A 16,545-nucleotide genomic window follows, 5' to 3' on the forward strand; every position below is an offset into this window, starting at 1 on the left:
TTTGCCGTCGGCTCACCCTGTGTCATCCAGCGCGAACCCGCCCGAGGCTGATCAGGGTTCGTCGCCGTCCTCCCTGCGCGCGTCTGACCCGGCCCGCACCTCCGGCCCCGACACCATGCGGGGTTCGCGCGCGCCGCGGATCCGCCGCAGCGGCCCGGCGAGCACCGTCACGTGTGCGGGAAACGGGAGCGGGACGGCCCCGGTCGACTCGTCGCGGCTCGCACGCACGAAGCGCCGCAGCCGCGCGCGCAGCGCTTCGGCGGTTTCGTCTGGAAGCTCGATCGCCCGCCTGCGTCTGCTCATGCCGATCCCTGTTTGAAGCCGCAGCCGATGCGCCGGTGGTGCGCTGGCCGCGATAAGGCGGATTATCACGGCGCCCCCTCTCCTCACCGGTGCATCGCCCTTCGAGCCAGGATTAGGCACTAGCCGGTGCGGCTGGCGCCTTCGCGCGCCAGAGCCGCCTGCCGCGCGCGGGCTGTGTCGCCAGCGCATACGGCACCGACAACGTCCGCCCCGCAGCGGTCGTGAACCGGGTCACCGTGAGCAGTTGCTTGCCCTGGCCGCGATGTTCGTACTCGGTTGCGCCCACCCGGATCTCGCAAAGCGGTTCGAGCGTCCACTGGCCGACCTCCCGTGCCAGCCGCGTACTCAGTACGGCCGCGTCGCGCAGAACGACATCCCCTCCGACGAACTGCTCGAGCGTCGCAGCGGTTGCGGGCAGGTCCAGCATCACGATCGTCGGGACGGCCCGCGAGCGCGCCCGCGACACCCTGAGAATCAGGACGTCCCGCGGTAACAGTTGCTGAACCGCTGACCATACGCCCCTGCCTGGCAAGCCGCCGAAAGGCACGTTCAACGCAGGCACACGGTTAATTTCGCTTGTTACAAACATACAGCTACGACCTCAAACGCTTTCATTACCAACGAACTGCTCGCCGAGCATGTGGTCTTCGCGACAAGAGTCGACGAAAAAGAACCCACAGACAGACGACCGACAAAATTCCCGCCACCTTATTCACTTATCCCGCGTCTACGCTCGCCGCCACGCCCGCACTGCGCCAGCCGTTGCCGACTGAGGCGGAGGACGCTTTCAACCCGACATTAGAAACGTGACCCAAAGTAAAAAGACCATCGCCCTCAAAAATGGGGCGTAAATGCCGTGGCCAAACGGCCATCATACCGCGACCATCATGGGATGCAAAGGGTATCGGTCAAAATGGACGATGCGGGACACCTAGCCGCCATAGGCGCGACGGTTCGCGCTCGTCGGCAGGAATTCGGTGTCTCACAGGAGGCCCTTGCGCACGCGACGGGAATTGACCGCAGCCATATGGGGCGAATCGAGCGAGGGGAACGCAACCTATCTGTTCTAAACCTCATTCGAATTGCTGACGCCCTACACATTCCACCGTCGAAACTTTTCAAAAGCGCTGGTCTTTGAGGCAAAATTGAATCGATCGATTGCAGTTCAGAGCGAAGCCCTATTTACCTCCCGTCTCGTGTAGACATCAAATGAGCCTCAATCGTCAGAAGTAGCTAGTGACGACGCGGCACCGATCCTGCTGCCGCGAAGAAGCTCGCCGGGAAATCTACAGGCCACAACATTCAGGTCATGTCTTACGTCCATCTCTACATGAATGCTCTCTGTGTTATTTAGTTAAGCGTACTAAATATAAAATTCGCTCTTTTCTTTTATGTCAAATTTGATAGGAATACCCATTGATCGGACCATCGCCCCCGCCGTCCTGCTACATCGGCTCGAGCCGGCAGCCTCCCCGCGCTAGGCTTAACTGCCCCTAACCGGAGAATCTTTTGATAATCAGAGGCACCCGAACGGCGGTCGCGCGGCCAGCAATCCCTGCCCACTGCAAACCTTCGGAGCCGCAGATCGAGGAGAAATCGCGCGTGGATCCGCACCGTTTTGTGCCGTGTAGGTGCCCCGTGTGCGCGCGGTATCACGCCGCTCGCCGACCTCACCGTTCGGATTCTGCGCCGCCGCATGGACCTGCTTCAGGATGCGGCACCAACGGCGAAGCGCCTGTGGAGATCCGCAAGACTGCGCGCCTGGCCGATCCGTTGAATGTCCCGCCCTCTTTCTCAGCCACGCCGGCAAGCCGGTGTACGTGCCCCTATGTCATCTAAATTCAGTCGGCCCTAAATCATCTGGCACCTTCGTTTCTCGTCCAGCGCCCCCCGGTTGCGCTGCCGCTGCGCGATCCAGCAATGCGTTCATGCGGGCTTGCGCAGATTGCGCAAGGTCATGCGACGCTCGGATTCTGTCAATGCACCACTGATGTGCATCTTTCAGCTCTATATCGCTGCGATTACGGAACCTCAGGTCACTTTTGCTGCGGTTACGGGGCCTGAGGTGCTTTCCGTTGCGGCTACGGAACCCGACATTTGCGCTGCAGGTACGGAACCGCGTCAGTTCCACATCGATCGTTTTCATTGCCGATAACAAAATGGCGATTTCCTTGGCAGAATCCGCAAGCTCGAGTTCAATTAGGGGAATCGTGAGTAGCGATGCCGATAGTTCGGGTAACGTATGGACTGGATGCCGGTTGGAGAGTGCGAACCTCTCCGGCTCCATGCTGCACATCCCCCTGATGTTTTCGATCTGCTCCATTGTCGCGGCGAAAATCTCCCTGAGAACGAGCCGTAAATGTCTCGTTCGCGAAGCCATCGCCTCGTGCGTCTGTTTCCTAGCGTCGATTGCCTGCTGGTTCGCAATCGCAAACGCACCGATGATTGCCGCGATCGAGCCGATGGCCTGCACCCATGCGGCCCAATCCGACGATGCGCCAGGCGCATGTACGATCGCAGCGCAAAGCAATGCGCCCAGCGCGATACCCAACGCGCCAATCGCCCCCTCCCGCAACCGGGGCGTGTTCAGGACTGTTTTGATCATGTCCATAAGTGCGCCGCTTTCGGGCATCTGCGAATGATTGTAGGAGATCCGAGGTCGAGACATTTGCGACTCTAAGGGCCGGCCCAGCGCGACAATCTTCGATGGACGCACGCTGCTGTCTGACCCGAGTCGCGCTTTTCGCGCCACACGCACACGTGAACATCAAGTGTCCGAAAGCCCCGGCGTACCCATGTAACTGACACTGAGGTCGAACGGCGCGACGCCAACGAGACCCGAAGCGGTGGTTCGGAATGTTTGCCAGCCACCACGGGCCGTGTGGACATCGAGCGCCGTATTCGGTTCACCATAGGTGATGGTTTTGCGTCCGAGCACGCGCTCGTCCTGCCCGACGGCCTCCAGCACGATCGATGCTCCCCGCTTCCACGCTTTGCCGTTTGGCGCGAGGACCGCACTCATTTTGCTGTTGGGGCCCGCGTAGACGCGAGCCACATTGGCTGCGCCGTTTCGCATCGCCGGAAGGTCGAGATCGTCGGCGCCGGAAAAATTCTGCGTCGTCGAGCGGGGCTTCGGCTCGAAGCCGGCTGCGTATCCTGGCAACGAGAAGCACAGATAGCTGCGGCCGCTCTGGTAGCCGTTCGATGGAACCGTGAAGCTCGCGCGTCCCTGTGCATCGGTCCAGATGTCCGCGTGTTTGCCCGTATAGTCTTTCAGACGCACATTCGGTCCGAACGACGTGTCGCACGTGATGGCGTACGCATTCATCGTGTCGAAATTGAGCGCGGTCAGCAGACCAGGATAGCCCGTCCGGTTCAGTACGATCGCCACGTCACGCAGGTAACGCGTGACCGTTGCTCCGAAAGCGAGATTCTCGTGAATCCAGATCAGATTGTCGATCCACGGCTTGAGACCATATGCCCCCTTCCACACGTCGCCTCCGAAGTAATCCTTGCCGTAGATGAACGGGTATCCTTCTGCCGAGAGAATGAACGCATACGCGAGCAGCTTGTTCGCGACGATCGACTCGCCGGGCGACGAATCGGTGTCCGGGTTTTCTACGAAGCTGCATGAGAGGTATGGGTTCCAGCTCGTGTATCCCGCACCATTGAGTCCCGCCACGTTGCCGCTGTCGCATGCGGCCTGCAGCGCCCAATGCAGCGCAAAGTCCTCGACCAGCGAGCGGGACTGCATGGGCGCCTGAGTGACCCAGCTGTTGACCCATGCCAGATTTCCGTCGAAAAACTCGGAGTACGCGAACTTCGACCCCATCGTCTTCGAGCGCATGAATTGCGAAACGAACGGCGCCCATGTGCCCTTCACATCGTCGAAGCGCATGCCGTCCGCGTCCGTGGTTCTGAAGAGCCAGTCGCCATAGTCGATTGCATCCTGAATGGTGTAGTCCTGCGGAATACAGTTCTGATATACCTTCTCGCGACCGAAAGGGAAGTCGTCGCTCGGGCTCGGCACGCCGTCTTCGGGCCGAAACGGCGGAATCGGGTCCTGGTTTCCTGTGCCGCCCCTAAAACATCCCGGCTGCATGGCTCCCCGCCCGTTCAGTGTCCGCTGGTCCGCGCCAAGATAACGGAACACGCCCGGGCCGCCGTTCTCGCCCATCAATTGATGCAACACGATGTCGAGATAGACATCCATGCCGACGGCATGACAGGTGCCGATCAGCCGGCGCAATGCATCCACGCCGCCGTAGCGAGTCGGCGTGCTGCCCTGTTGCGGCTTGGAGCCGAGGTCGCGAATGTCGAATACGCCGTAGCCGTCGCAGCGTGCGCCGTCGCCGCCTTGCGCCTTGCTCGCCGGAGGCAGTTGCACTGCCGTGAAGCCCGCGCGGGCGAGCGTCGCCGCCTCATTCGTGATGAAGTCCCAAAGCCACGGCGCACCGGCATCGCTGGTGGGCGACGGGACGGTCACCTTGTTGCCGCCTTCCGTGAATCGTCCCCATGCAATAAGGGCGACGCCCATCAATGCTCTCCCGGCACAACGTCAGTGATGTAAATCATGGCACGCTCCAGTCGAGAATGGTCTGTTCGGCACTCTTGGCGCCTGTCCCACCCGTGAAGCCGATGTAGGCCAACGCAGGCGTGCCAAGCTTGAGAAATCCGATGAGGTCGATGTTCTCAAGCGTCAGGGGCCCCACCTTCGCCTGGGGATTGTCGAGGTCTTCGATGCTTAGCGTGAGCGTCTTCGCGGCGCCCGAGAACGTCAGGCTCACGCGCATCGGATGCGCGCTATTGAGTGCGATGCCGTTTGCGCCCAGATCGTAGATCCACGGTCCGCCATTTGCGCCATCGCGCCAAAGGCTCAACTTGTTGACCACCACGTCGAAAGTGATCGCGAGACTGCGTGCGATACGCGCCCCGGTGTTGCTCGTGTCAAGTGGATCGATCGCGTAGCCGAGCCCGCTGCCGGGGCTGCCGAGCGCGCGCGGACCCGCTGCCTGGATCGTGAAGGTCAGGCCATCGGCCATGTTCATCGGGTCCACCCCCTTCATGCTGAACGTAAAGCGCGTCGCCAGATCCGTGACGTCGACCGGTTGCGTGCAGAATGCGCTACCGCTCTGGAAGGTGGGGATGAATGCTTGTCCCACCCTGTCGTTGGAGTCGGCGCCGGGGTTCGGCTGAATGGGGTTGTCCGTCAGGATGATCTTTTTGTCGGCACTCACGCGTGACGTGCCGTTTAGCGTTAGTTCGCCGGTGCCCCCAAAGCCTGCGGTGTGCCCATCGCGCGCCAGGTCATAGCCGCCGCCGTGGTTGCGCAGTCCGTAGACGGACAGTACAGCGCCATCACCGGACGGCACAAATACCTTTCCGCCCGCGACGGTCGGACAGCAGAACTTCGGCAGCTTGAAACGCACGTCCGGGTCCTGTCGGCTTCGCCAGACCGCTTGCAGCCGCGAGAAGTTCGACTGCGTATCGAAGTTCGATGCATCGTACGCAATCAGTTCACCCTCGACACGAAACACGTTTCCATTCTTGAAAGGCGGAAAGATTCCCCACAGGATGGCGCTGGCACGATCGCGGCCATTCCATGAAAGCGACAGAAACCCGCCCGGCATGCCATTGCGCCCGGGATATTCGTTCGATGCGATGGTCATGCCGCGCGCGGTTTCGATGCCATGAACCGGTATCACATGACGCCAGTCCGACGTGATCAGCGGAGCGACCGCGATCGCGCCCTGGTCCGCAAAGCCCCCGCCCAACGGCTGCCCGGCCGGACGCAGCGCATAGCGATAGGTTCGCGTGACATCATTTTCGCCCCAGACATACACCAGCGTGTGATTGTTGTCGCCATGCCAGACGACCGGCGAGCCGTGAATGTGATGGGTGACGTCGTCCGCGTCCGGTTCGGGAATGACGTTCTGGGCCACACCCCGCGTGCCGCGGGCATAGTTGAAGGAGGCGAGAAAGTACTGCAGGACCACACGGTCCGCAGTGGGTTGTTCCTGACGTGCGGCGGCGTCGCCAATGAGCTCGTCGGAGTCGATCAGGTAGAAGTACCCGTCCTTGCCGCCGCCGACGATGCGCCCGTCCGGAAGCAACGCGGGCGCCGACGCGCCGAGATCGTCGTCCTTATCCACCACTTCGTCGCCACCTGCAGCGTCGCGGTAGTCGAGGTCGTTGAAGGCGTTGTACCAGCCGACCACATCCAGACGGCCGTCAGTGACGCGCAGGTTGAGAAAGCTTTCGCCCATATTCGGCGTGCCAGGTACGCCCTTTGGCTGGTTCGAATCGCCGTTGCCCGTGCCGGCGTACACATTATGCTGCGCGTCGGCGAGCAACCCCTGCCCGGCCTGCCAGATACCACCTTGCGCACCGTTGGGCGTGGTGCACAGGAGATCGATGCGAGTGAAATCAGTCTCGTTGTACGCGAAGATCCAGCCATGCCAGGGATCGTTGTCTCCGCGCGAGCCGAACGCGATAAAGATCACGCCGTTATCGAGCAGCAACGCGGGGCGCTGTAGCAGCGTCATGGCGTTGAAACGAACGCGCGGATCGTGCGACTGAATCCCCGTCGCGTCCGTGATGGCGACCATCGCCAGCGGGCCGCCCTTGCTGCCCATTTTCGTCGTGACCTGCACCGTACCGTTCCTGACCGACATGCGCGTTTCCTTGAAATCGGGCGTGGCCGCAGCCCGCGCCGAGGACGCATAGCCCGTTCCTGAAACCGAACCCCCTATGACCGCTGAACGTTTGGTCTGCAACGTAGTGAGGTCGAGCGCATAAAGGATGTACTCGAACGCGGCGGCGCGCTCGTCCCCGGACGTATTGAGCGCATTGGCCTTCGTCTCGTCTACGGTGAAAAGCACGAGGAACAGCTCGTTACGCGCAAGATCGATCACGGGCGTGCTCAGGATGCCGATGGTCGGCGGCTTCTCGCCTTGTGCATTGACGATGTCGTTATATTGAGCACCGAACCATGTGTGCGTTTCAACGGCGGGCTTATTGTCAACATGGGTTTGCGCGAGAATTGCGCCCGATTCCGCGTCGAGCGCCAGGACGTAGTTTTCCATGGTCGCCACGAAGACCGTGTCGCAAACCTGACCATTCGGAAACCTCAATTGCGCCACGTAAAGCGGCTGGGCGTAGATGGAGCCCAGCCCGATCGGAATATTTCGCACCAGTCCGAATGAGTTGACGTTGACATTTCCCGGGGTAAGGATGTCCTCTGCGGCGTTCACGCCCGAGCGGCCAGAATCATTACGCTGCATGAGAACGTTCATATCGACCATCCTAAAGAGTCGTGGGCGCGCGATAACGCACGGCAAGGCTAAACGGGCAGGTAAAGTCGGCGCGTGAATCGTTTGCCTGGATGGTCCAGCGGTAAAAGCCCTTCTCGGTCGCCGTTACGGTGGGCACAGCGCCCGTGTCGGCCTGCCTGAAAAGCCGGGAAGCGACCGCTGCACCGGACGGTCCGTATAACGAAAGCATAAGCGTCGTGTCCGGCGTCAAGCCATCGGCATGAAAGCTCAGCACGCCGTCGATCGTCGTATCGTGCTCGCAGTAAGTGCGTGTGATGTCGCTCATCTTGCCTGCAGCGGCGCACGGAATATCGAGGTCCGCCGCGACTTCGAAGACCTGATGAGAATCCTGCGGCGCCGGTGCGCTCCGTGACCCGATGGACGGGACCGAATAGCAGACGTATCCCTGCCCGTTGTTGCCGGAAGGAATGGTTACATCCACGCGCCCTCGTCCATCGGTCGTGATGTCGGGCTCATGGCCAGCGTAGTCATGTAGTGTCGTGTTAGGTCGGAAGTTCGTGACGACGCCCGTCAGGTGCTGCGCCTGCGTCTTGCTGCGGTTCAGTCCTACGAGCAGACCGGGGCCACCCGTGCGCTCGAACATGAACACGTCCTGGCTTTTCCATCGCTGTTCTGTCGGACCTGCGGCGATGTTCTGGTGAATCCACATGAGGTTGACGAGCGCCGGGCGCAGAATGTCGCCGAGGCATCCGGGCGCGGTACTGTAGTCCTTGAAGAACACACACGGCAGTCCCTCGGAGGTCAGGATATACGCATACGCAAGCGGCTTGTCTTCGGGCTGGATATTGCGCGGAACGAGGTCGCGGCGCGATTCGGTGTCGTGATTCTCGACGAACGTCACCGCGCGAAAAGGATTCACGCCTGCGAGCCCGGCGTGATCGAGCGTCGACATGTCAAAGTTCGCATCGTTCGACATCGCCAGCAGTTTGAAGTAGAGCGGGAAGTCGAACGCGCTGCAGCGATTGCGCATCCAGTCGTTGGATGTGATCCAGTCGTTGATCTTGTCCCGGTCGCCGTCCCGATACTCGCCCACGGCGAATTTACCCGCTGCGATGTTGCCATTCAAGAGCGCTTGCAGATAGAGCACGGATATCCCTTGTACGTGGTCCAGCCGATAGGCTTGGGCGTCGACCGCTCGGGTCTGCCATTCCACCGCCGCGAGGAGGCCTTGTGAGACGTAACCCTCAGGCTTGCCGTTGATATGTGCGAGATCAGGGCCGAAGTACACGTTCGAGTTCATCTGCAGTTCCCAGATGCCATCCGGAACCCCGGGGTCTTGCGGAATCTCGGGGACGAAGCTCTTGGGAACGGGACTGTCGGGATAGCGAGAATGAAAGCATTGCCTGTTTTTAGGGAAGCGCCCGCCTGATCTGTTGCCGAACGCGTCGCGATATTCGAACGTCATCTCATCGAGGCCCGCGCCGCCTTTGCGATGATTGAGTTGCAGATCAAGCACGACATTGAGCCCATTGGCTCGCAATATCGCGGCGAGCCGAGTCAATTGTTCGCGCGTGCCATAGCGGGTGTGGACCGCACCCTTTTGATCTTTCGAGCCGATGTCGTAGTCGTCGAATACGCTATAACCGAGCGCTGCCTCCTGGCTGCCTTGGGCAGCCTTCGTAGCTGGTGGCAACCAGACCGAAGTGATGCCCACCTGCGCGAGGTCCATCGCGCTCTCGGCTAAGTGATCCCACCACCACGGCGAGTCATGCGGATCGTGCGGGTCTGAGGGCGCTGCGACTGCAACGAACTTCCCGCGCTTATAAAACCCTTGCAGGAGGATTTGCGGATCCATTACGCGTCCCTGTGCTTTGACAGGAGCATCGACCGTCGCGAGGAAATTTTTCGCACAACAACGCCAACGGCTCTTGAAAGCGCCCTGGCGCCGTACATTCCTACGAACGCGAGCAGGCCACTCGACACCGCGAGGAAGACAGTTTCGTCGCGTGGTGAGTATGCGAAAAAGTTATCGAATGAGAAGATCAGGGGCGCGAACCACAATGCCCAACGTTTGCCGCGCAAAACTAATGGCACCATCAAGACAATCAGAAAAATGTACGCAAGGTCCGGGATATCGATTGAATGATGCAGGCACGCAGCGCCGAGCAGGCTCGCTGCCCCGTCGCATGCTCCGAATGCGATGGACCACGCGAAACGCTCGTGCAAGTGCCACACGACAAATCCAACACCCAGACCGACCAACAGACTGTCTCCACCCAGCCGAAAAGCATCGAGCATCATCGCACTCGTGGCATTCATCATGCACCTCAGAAGGTGAGCTTCGATTAGAAGAGAAGTAAAGCTCACCATTGGTGCGCATGACATGTGGTTTGAGCTATGCTTCGTGTCCCGCGTAAGGGGATACCGCCTCGAGGCAGACTTCAAGTTAATGACGTTTTGCGTTCAATGTCAATCTCGCCTGTGGTGCCGCCCACATGAAAATGTCGCGAATCTTCATGAAATAAATGTCCGCAGAGGACTCTGGTGCAAATAGGCGGCAAAGTCGATTAGTTAATATAGTTGCGGATGTTTTTTTAGGTGACCGGACTGCATTCCAGGTCCGCTTGATGGAGCGCATCAGTTCGCGTTCGACCGTGCAAGCCAGATCGCGCATTGCGGCGCGCGCGTCGGAGGACAACGCGCGGCGCGGTGTCTATCGCGCACAACGTGCCGATCGCGAGACCGATGGATGAACTCAGTTGCACTCCGGCATGGATCGGCCCTGTGACGAGCGGGTTGTCGAAAAAGCGCGGATCCTTGCGAGCATCCTCGACCACCAGCAAGTCTTCTTCCAGCAGTGCATGCGCGCAAAAGGCGATATCACGCGGGGTCTCGCGGACGTCCAGTCCGACTCGCGACCTGAACCACTGCTGATGCTCGTCGATCAGCGAGACAAGCGCTATTGGAACGTTCAACATCTGCGCGAGCATACGAGTAAGTCGATCGAGTATTTTTTCCGTAGGGGGTGTCGAGAATCCCTAGTTGGCGCAATACGCGCAGCCGGAGCGACTTGCATTGATTGGCTTTCAAATGTGAGCAACCTATTTTAACGGCGGTCGTTGCGCAAGTTTCGGCGGCGGATCCGAACCATCGTGCGTTTTTTCGGTATCCGAATGGGTTGCGACATGCGCGGGTTTGGAAAGCGAGCTTCCAATTTCGTAACACGACCGTTTTCCGGCTGCCCCGAACGCAGGGACTTGCTATGAAGCATTGACGAGTCGCGCACGACATGATCGCTACAGCGATTCGGGAACAGTTTGAGCAGGGACGCAAGGTGCTGATTCTCACCGAGCGCACGGATTATCCCGAGAACCTGCAGCAGACCCTGGCCGATACAGTCGAGCTGCTTGAAATTGGCTAATAGAGTGCGACACCTGGCCACTTCAACAACCCACTCGCTGACTCAGGGCCAGTTCTCGATTGCGTACTTCCTGCAATCCGCAGCTTCAAAGTGCGCCGTTGGCCAATTTGCCGCGTGCCGTCCGAATTTCGGTAGTTCATCCGTGGACAGATCAGCGAGGCAGCTATGCCAGGCAGCGGCGTCGAGCGATTCCAGATCGCCGCGGCATTGGGGATGGCGCTTTTCGCTGATCATGGCCTCTGCCATCGCGCTTGCAGCCCTTTCCGGTTCTTTGAGTTCAGTCTCGATCTTCGCGATCTGTTTGAAGGCCTTGCTCGAAAATTCCCCATCCAGCGCGATTGCCCTGCGCAATTCATCCAGCGCTTCCGTATGTTTTCCCTCCAGTTCCAGCGCTTCGCCCAAATTGACATACGCCTCCGCGTAGCGAGGGTCGTATCGAATCGCCGTTTCGAACTCGCGCTGGGCCAACTCGGCCGGCCGAGTGTTTAGTCGCAACGATGAATCTGTCGGTATGTATTCGCGGTTTGCGTATTTGAGGTATTCGCGTCCGAGCGCATTGTGTCCCGCGGCGAAACGATCTCGCTGGACTGTCACGCGCCGATATTTTTCGAGAGCTTCATTATCACAGCCCATGTTCTCAAGAGCGATACCCCAATTGTAGTAAGCCCAATAGAACTTTCGACGTAGCACCGCCGCCCGCCGCGCATGCTCGATCTCTGTCAGGTAATCGAGGTTGTTTTCCGCAATTTTCGACAGGCCGAGACGTGCCCATGCAGCAAGCTTTTCCTGGTCTTTGGGCGATCCGCCTTTCAGAACCATGTCAAACTCGTTTGCGGCATCCGTGTATTGACAGGATGTCCCTTCATCGCACTCTTTTTGCGCTTGGCCGAACACCGCCGAAGCGAGTATGTAGGGACTGTAGATCTGCATCGCCGCCCTCGCTCCTCGGGAAATTACCTCATCGACGTCACCGCTCTCACTGTAAGCATCAAATAGATAGACTTCGCCGCCGGGGCGAAAAACCCGTCCGAAAATCCGCAGCGCGTTTCCGTCCCGGACGATTTCCGCGGTAATGCGACCGTCACGCCGCAAAATGTCCTTGATCGCGCTCGCCACGTCCTGCACCGACATTCCCGTTCCCGGAACCTCTAGATGCAGATCCTTGGTTCCTTCTTCCTCAAGCGTCTCGTGGATCTCCGTGGGCATGACAGAAGACGCGGAATTGATCATTGAAAGCATGTCTTCGCTAAACCTGCTTTGACTCGTGGACGCGGTGAACCCCCTTTCGGCAAGATCGCTCGGCGTTGCGATCGGCTCAACTATCGTGATCGAGCGCAATCCAGAGCTCGCATAGACCAGGCCAACGCCTACCGCTCCGATAACACCAATCGCAATGAATCCTTTCTCCAGGTAGCCTAGGCCGAGATAGCTGGACTGCACGGCGCGTTTGAAGATACTGCCAGCCTTCGCGATGAACCGGCCCCCCCGTTGGAAAACCTCTGGAAGTTTCATCCCTGCACCCTTCAATTCGCGTGATCCGACTCAAGCAGTCGCCCGTGCTTTCGCGCAGCGATTCCGGTGAAAACTCAGACCCTATGGCATCCACAAGGTGACTCGAAATCACTGTCGATCGAATTGAGCCAGCCAGAGTCCCACACCTTGATAATCGCGTGTCAAAACTTACGCAGCTGATGGACCGCTATCCTCGACAGTCCTCTTATCTTTTCTCATCGCACATCTAAAGTGCGTGATGCGAAGGTGGGCTTCGATCTAGAACGTTTATTAACGTTCTTGCATTCAACTGTCCCCTGCTCTCCCACTCGCTGATCTATCCACTGACCATCTTTGTTCGCCGGAGGACAGGTGTCGTCGAAAGTGCATACTCGCGTCGATTGAGTGCTGCCAACTGCCGGTTCGCGGTCCTCCGTTTTCCGTGGGCGATCGATCGCGTCGGTACCCTTTTTTGCCCTGACAGGACGAGCATCGAGCGATGCGGAGGGTTTTACCCCGACCGCGGCGATCCATGAAGCGCCGATTTCGAGTTCCCGGTGAGGCAAACGCCGGGCGACCCGGATTTGATTTTTGAAGTTTTTTCTTCGGGAATGTCGCGAAGTATAGGAAAGCGCACGTCGATTCCAAGGGGATTTTGCGTCGCTTCGCGAGCATCATCCGCCATTGCGAGCTAGCCAGTCGGAGAGGCTTCGGAGTTATGCGCGACCAACGATAGTGGCATCACTGGCTCCCGGGTTTCGGAATTCGCCTTCGTTTTGTCGGATATTCGCCATGCACCGGCGAATATCGTTGACTACACTAGCTTTGCCGTACCACTTTAACGTGCGGCCGACTCACGAAGTCACAGCTGCGCAGATTTTCGTGCCATCCTTCCGCACGTGTCTGCCGACACCGAGCGAAGATCGATCGCCTGGTGCTGCGTTTCCTTACTCATCAATTCGGCCCTCGTCCGAGATCTCTCGCCGCCAGATTGGGGAACAGCCGACCGCACGACGGTCGTCCTCCTCTCATCACCTGGTTATTCTCAGGCGGCGGCAGCCAAGTCTCACTGTGGCCATCGTTGATTCCATGTGTCTGGTCATGCACCTTATCGTGCAGGTGAGGCGCCCCATAGGCACGGTAGTATCAAGCGATTTGCCTTCATTCTGGCCAATACTCTGATCTCAGCTGTTGTATTGAAGGAGTCACGAACGGCAGAAACATCGTCCGAAACGTATGGCGGTTGCCATGCAAGGCGGCGGAGCTCGTTCATCGCAGCGCAAAGCGGTTCTTGCTGGTCAGCATGATTTAATTTTCAATTCGGAAGAACACGTAGACGCGTTTGCTCGCCCATCGAGGTAAAGACCTTATTCCCGGAAAGAGTCGGGATTAGTTTTTTCCGATTAACGCGGAGAACAGCAATGTCACAGTCGGTTCGGATTCCCATCACAAACATCAACATGGACGGCGACTATACGGGAGCCATAACTGTAGGCACTGGCAGTGCGGCCAGGACACTGAATGTGATCCTCGACACGGGGAGCAGCGCTCTTGCCGTCAACGGCGACAAGTATTCTCCACAACTGGGCAATGGAACGACGGCGACCAACCTCGCTCAGTTCGATGCGTACGGCGACGGAAGCAACTGGTTGGGATCGGTTCTTAAAGACACGGTCAAGATCGGCAATGTGACGGGGTCGAGCGTCGCCGTTGCAGTGACTTACCAGGAGTCGGCCAACATGTTCCGCGAGGCGGACGGAATTTTGGGGCTCGCCTATCAGGCGCTCGATGATGCCTACTCGCTACCCGAAAGCACCTGGCCAAAGAAATATTCGAAATCTCAGGTTGAGCACGGTACGCGATCTTCGGTTATTCCATGCCTGATGCAGTTGGCCAATGAGGGAGTGCTTCAGGAAAAGATGGCCTTTCTTACGCGTCGCTCGTTTTGCAAGGCAGGCGTCGATCCAGATAACGATCCTCTGAACCAGGGAGTACTGATACTTGGTGGAGGAGAAGAAGCGACCGATCTCTACAGCGGCGACTTCCAGATTGCTGCCGTCCTCGCGGACGCGTGGTATAGCACCAATTTATTGTCGGTAGGTGTCGGAACCGAACAATTCCCTATTTCGGCACGCCCCCAACCGGGTATGCCATCCAACTCGATCGTCGATAGCGGCACAAATACGCTTGTGCTCGGCCCGACGATCATCAATGGAATCCTTTCTCGACTTCAGGTCAATCAGCAGGAGTTGCTCAAGACATCGATGAGTGGTCAGCCAGTTTCCGTGACGAGTCTCGACCTCTCGCAGTGGCCGCCCATTTCGTTCACGCTCCAGGGAATCAGTGGCGGCCAGAATGTAACGCTCTCGTTGCCTCCACAGATTTATTGGCAAATTGACGCACCAGCTGTGGGACAGGCGATGGCAGCCATATCGCCGGTTCGGCAGGACGGTGGCGCAATTCTAGGTCTGCCTCTCATGAATGGTTACTTCACGATTTTTGACGGCACAGCCGGACTGGGCGTAATCAAATTTGCTGAAGCCAAATAGCTCAAATAGCTGATGGACCAAGCGCGTGCCATCACGCATGCGCTGTATCGATCATTGTATTAACGACGAGGCAACAGCGACCGCGCCGCCATGACGACGGCTGCGCACATATGCACCTTTCATAAAAGATGAGTTGGGTAAAAAATGTGCTTGAAATGTACGTGATCTGGTCTAGCCTAGCCTATATCTATCCGTCTTGTTCAAGGTAATGCGGCACGGCATTCAGCCGGCTTGCGCAGCAAATAAAGCCCTATTTCGGCACGCTTCGAGTGATGCAACTGATGGCCAGCCAATTTCAGCCGTGCTTGCCAAAGGTTTCATTCACTCTCGACCGTTAATCGGTCAGGAAAGATAAACCTGAACCTTAGTTAGGCATCCTGTACAGCTGCCGATAAAACTCGACCCGGCAAGAGGAACGTAACTCGGACTTCCTCTCCGGACGAGCGTCACCAGAGTCAGTCCGAGCAGTATCTGTCAACGAAAGCAAGCGGACGATGACTCGTGGTGTGCATGGGGAGTAGCCAAATGACAACAGCCTCTGAGCAGTATCGTGGGTTGCCCGAAGCGTCTGGAGAAGGCGCGGGGCGAATCCTGATCGTGAGCCCCGTTCGCCTGTTGCGCGACGAGTTATCGTCCATTCTTGAGCGGCGGCTGAGCGTTCGCAGCGTCCTGGCCGTCGCGAATGCGGAGGCCGCCCTGCTGGCGCTGAGCCATTTCGAGCCGACCCTGATTTTGCTCGACGTAGGTACCGAAGATGGGTTGCTGGCCGCACGCCGCCTCGCCGACGCGGTGCATGGCTTGCAAATTCTTGGCTTCGCTGCGCGTGTGCAGGATCATGACGTGCTGGCCTACGCGCGGGCCGGCGTCACGAGCTTTGTCCCGTGCGAGGCCTCGACCCAGGATCTGTTCGATGCGATCGAGCACACGGGACGGGGTGAACTTCTGTGCTCGCCACGCGTCGCGGCGGCTTTATTCCGACATCTCGCGGCGCTGACTCGGGTACCGAAAGCAGAACCAGATTCCGAAAAGCTCACTGTTCGAGAGCGCGAAATCGTTGGCTTCATCGATGAGGGCAAGTCCAACAAGGAAATCGCTCGCCACCTCAGTATCGAGGTTTCCACGGTGAAGAATCATGTGCACAACATTCTTGAAAAGCTGCAGGTCGCGCGGCGCGACCAAGCTGCCGCTCGTGCGCGCCAAGTGCGCCCGAAGCATGATGGATCTGCCCTCCCCGGTATGTGAAGAACTAGATCGCTTTCTAGATCCTGCTTCCGGATCAGGCGGTTTCCGTTGCCATCTGTAAGGACGGCTGCACAGGTCAAACCGCTTGGCCGCCTGTACTTCACGAAGCCGATAGTCGGCAGGAGGTAGCAGAAATGAGCTGCTGTGGCCGGAAACATTCGACTTTGCATGCCGCTCCACCGCAGCGCGCGCGTCAAATCGCCACAACCGTTCCGAAGGAACGGTCACCAGCATCGCCGGTTCAATCAGGTGGGACGGTGGCCGT

13 protein-coding genes are annotated in these 16,545 nt (G+C 58.7%); 4 read left to right on the forward strand and 9 right to left on the reverse strand.

The window, feature by feature from the left end:
* Positions 1–51: 51 nt before the first annotated feature.
* Both OKW26_RS21320 and OKW26_RS21325 read right to left on the reverse strand, forming a co-directional pair.
* Positions 52–372 carry a hypothetical protein gene (locus OKW26_RS21320; protein ID WP_429355067.1) on the reverse strand — a complete coding sequence of 107 codons (321 nt, stop codon included), beginning with the start codon at positions 370–372 and terminating at the stop codon, positions 52–54.
* A 43-nt stretch (positions 373–415) separates the two neighbouring features.
* The gene (locus tag OKW26_RS21325; protein ID WP_429353502.1) at positions 416–730 is read right to left on the reverse strand and encodes a hypothetical protein; all 315 of its coding nucleotides are present in this window, start codon (positions 728–730) and stop codon (positions 416–418) included.
* Between the two features lie 465 nt (positions 731–1,195).
* On the opposite strand from OKW26_RS21325, the gene OKW26_RS21330 reads away from it, so the two are divergent.
* A complete protein-coding gene (locus tag OKW26_RS21330) occupies positions 1,196–1,441 on the forward strand; it encodes a helix-turn-helix domain-containing protein (RefSeq protein ID WP_187620005.1) in 246 nt (81 codons plus the stop codon).
* A 693-nt stretch (positions 1,442–2,134) separates the two neighbouring features.
* Here the strand turns inward: OKW26_RS21330 and OKW26_RS21335 are convergent.
* The 6 genes from OKW26_RS21335 to OKW26_RS21360 all read right to left on the reverse strand — a co-directional run bounded on the left by OKW26_RS21335 (position 2,135) and on the right by OKW26_RS21360 (position 10,567).
* Positions 2,135–2,914 carry a hypothetical protein gene (locus OKW26_RS21335; RefSeq protein WP_429355068.1) on the reverse strand — a complete coding sequence of 260 codons (780 nt, stop codon included), beginning with the start codon at positions 2,912–2,914 and terminating at the stop codon, positions 2,135–2,137.
* Positions 2,915–3,070: 156 nt separating this feature from the next.
* Positions 3,071–4,840 (reverse strand): hypothetical protein, encoded by a 1,770-nt coding sequence (locus tag OKW26_RS21340; protein WP_429355069.1) that lies wholly within the window; start codon positions 4,838–4,840, stop codon positions 3,071–3,073.
* Positions 4,841–4,874: 34 nt separating this feature from the next.
* A complete protein-coding gene (locus tag OKW26_RS21345; RefSeq protein WP_429355070.1) occupies positions 4,875–7,598 on the reverse strand; it encodes a lectin-like domain-containing protein in 2,724 nt (907 codons plus the stop codon).
* A 10-nt stretch (positions 7,599–7,608) separates the two neighbouring features.
* Entirely contained in the window at positions 7,609–9,432 is a 1,824-nt protein-coding gene (locus tag OKW26_RS21350; protein ID WP_429355071.1) for an alpha-amylase family glycosyl hydrolase, read from the reverse strand.
* Positions 9,432–9,896, reverse strand: a complete 465-nt coding sequence (locus OKW26_RS21355; RefSeq protein ID WP_429355072.1) for a hypothetical protein — start codon at positions 9,894–9,896, stop codon at positions 9,432–9,434. Before OKW26_RS21355 ends, OKW26_RS21350 begins: the two co-directional genes overlap by 1 nt.
* A 275-nt stretch (positions 9,897–10,171) precedes the next feature.
* On the reverse strand, positions 10,172–10,567 hold the full coding sequence (locus OKW26_RS21360) for a GAF domain-containing protein (protein ID WP_429355073.1): 396 nt from the start codon (positions 10,565–10,567) through the stop codon (positions 10,172–10,174).
* A gap of 299 nt (positions 10,568–10,866) precedes the next feature.
* Between OKW26_RS21360 and OKW26_RS21365 the strand changes: the two genes are divergently transcribed.
* A complete protein-coding gene (locus OKW26_RS21365) occupies positions 10,867–10,998 on the forward strand; it encodes a hypothetical protein (protein WP_429355074.1) in 132 nt (43 codons plus the stop codon).
* A gap of 42 nt (positions 10,999–11,040) precedes the next feature.
* On the opposite strand, the gene OKW26_RS21370 is transcribed toward OKW26_RS21365, so the two are convergent.
* Positions 11,041–12,510: a tetratricopeptide repeat protein gene (locus tag OKW26_RS21370; protein WP_429355075.1), complete on the reverse strand. Its 1,470-nt coding sequence runs from the start codon at positions 12,508–12,510 to the stop codon at positions 11,041–11,043.
* A 1,400-nt stretch (positions 12,511–13,910) separates the two neighbouring features.
* Between OKW26_RS21370 and OKW26_RS21375 the strand changes: the two genes are divergently transcribed.
* Both OKW26_RS21375 and OKW26_RS21380 read left to right on the forward strand, forming a co-directional pair.
* Positions 13,911–15,038: a pepsin-like aspartic protease gene (locus tag OKW26_RS21375; protein WP_429355076.1), complete on the forward strand. Its 1,128-nt coding sequence runs from the start codon at positions 13,911–13,913 to the stop codon at positions 15,036–15,038.
* A 525-nt stretch (positions 15,039–15,563) separates the two neighbouring features.
* Positions 15,564–16,280 (forward strand): LuxR C-terminal-related transcriptional regulator, encoded by a 717-nt coding sequence (locus OKW26_RS21380; protein WP_429355077.1) that lies wholly within the window; start codon positions 15,564–15,566, stop codon positions 16,278–16,280.
* Positions 16,281–16,545 lie beyond the last annotated feature (265 nt).

Source organism: Paraburkholderia sp. 32, assembly GCF_050435345.1.
Classification (GTDB): domain Bacteria; phylum Pseudomonadota; class Gammaproteobacteria; order Burkholderiales; family Burkholderiaceae; genus Paraburkholderia; species Paraburkholderia tuberum.

Excerpts from the sequence above, each read along its gene's own strand:
- OKW26_RS21325 (WP_429353502.1), bottom strand. The coding sequence starts at position 730 with ATGCTGGACCTGCCCGCAACCGCTGCGACGCTCGAGCAGTTCGTCGGA.
- OKW26_RS21360 (WP_429355073.1), bottom strand. The coding sequence starts at position 10,567 with ATGCTCGCGCAGATGTTGAACGTTCCAATAGCGCTTGTCTCGCTGATC.
- OKW26_RS21330 (WP_187620005.1), top strand. The coding sequence starts at position 1,196 with ATGCAAAGGGTATCGGTCAAAATGGACGATGCGGGACACCTAGCCGCC.
- OKW26_RS21370 (WP_429355075.1), bottom strand. The coding sequence starts at position 12,510 with ATGAAACTTCCAGAGGTTTTCCAACGGGGGGGCCGGTTCATCGCGAAG.
- OKW26_RS21335 (WP_429355068.1), bottom strand. The coding sequence starts at position 2,914 with ATGGACATGATCAAAACAGTCCTGAACACGCCCCGGTTGCGGGAGGGG.
- OKW26_RS21380 (WP_429355077.1), top strand. The coding sequence starts at position 15,564 with ATGACAACAGCCTCTGAGCAGTATCGTGGGTTGCCCGAAGCGTCTGGA.
- OKW26_RS21345 (WP_429355070.1), bottom strand. The coding sequence starts at position 7,598 with ATGAACGTTCTCATGCAGCGTAATGATTCTGGCCGCTCGGGCGTGAAC.
- OKW26_RS21375 (WP_429355076.1), top strand. The coding sequence starts at position 13,911 with ATGTCACAGTCGGTTCGGATTCCCATCACAAACATCAACATGGACGGC.
- OKW26_RS21340 (WP_429355069.1), bottom strand. The coding sequence starts at position 4,840 with ATGGGCGTCGCCCTTATTGCATGGGGACGATTCACGGAAGGCGGCAAC.
- OKW26_RS21350 (WP_429355071.1), bottom strand. The coding sequence starts at position 9,432 with ATGGATCCGCAAATCCTCCTGCAAGGGTTTTATAAGCGCGGGAAGTTC.
- OKW26_RS21355 (WP_429355072.1), bottom strand. The coding sequence starts at position 9,896 with ATGAATGCCACGAGTGCGATGATGCTCGATGCTTTTCGGCTGGGTGGA.
- OKW26_RS21365 (WP_429355074.1), top strand. The coding sequence starts at position 10,867 with ATGATCGCTACAGCGATTCGGGAACAGTTTGAGCAGGGACGCAAGGTG.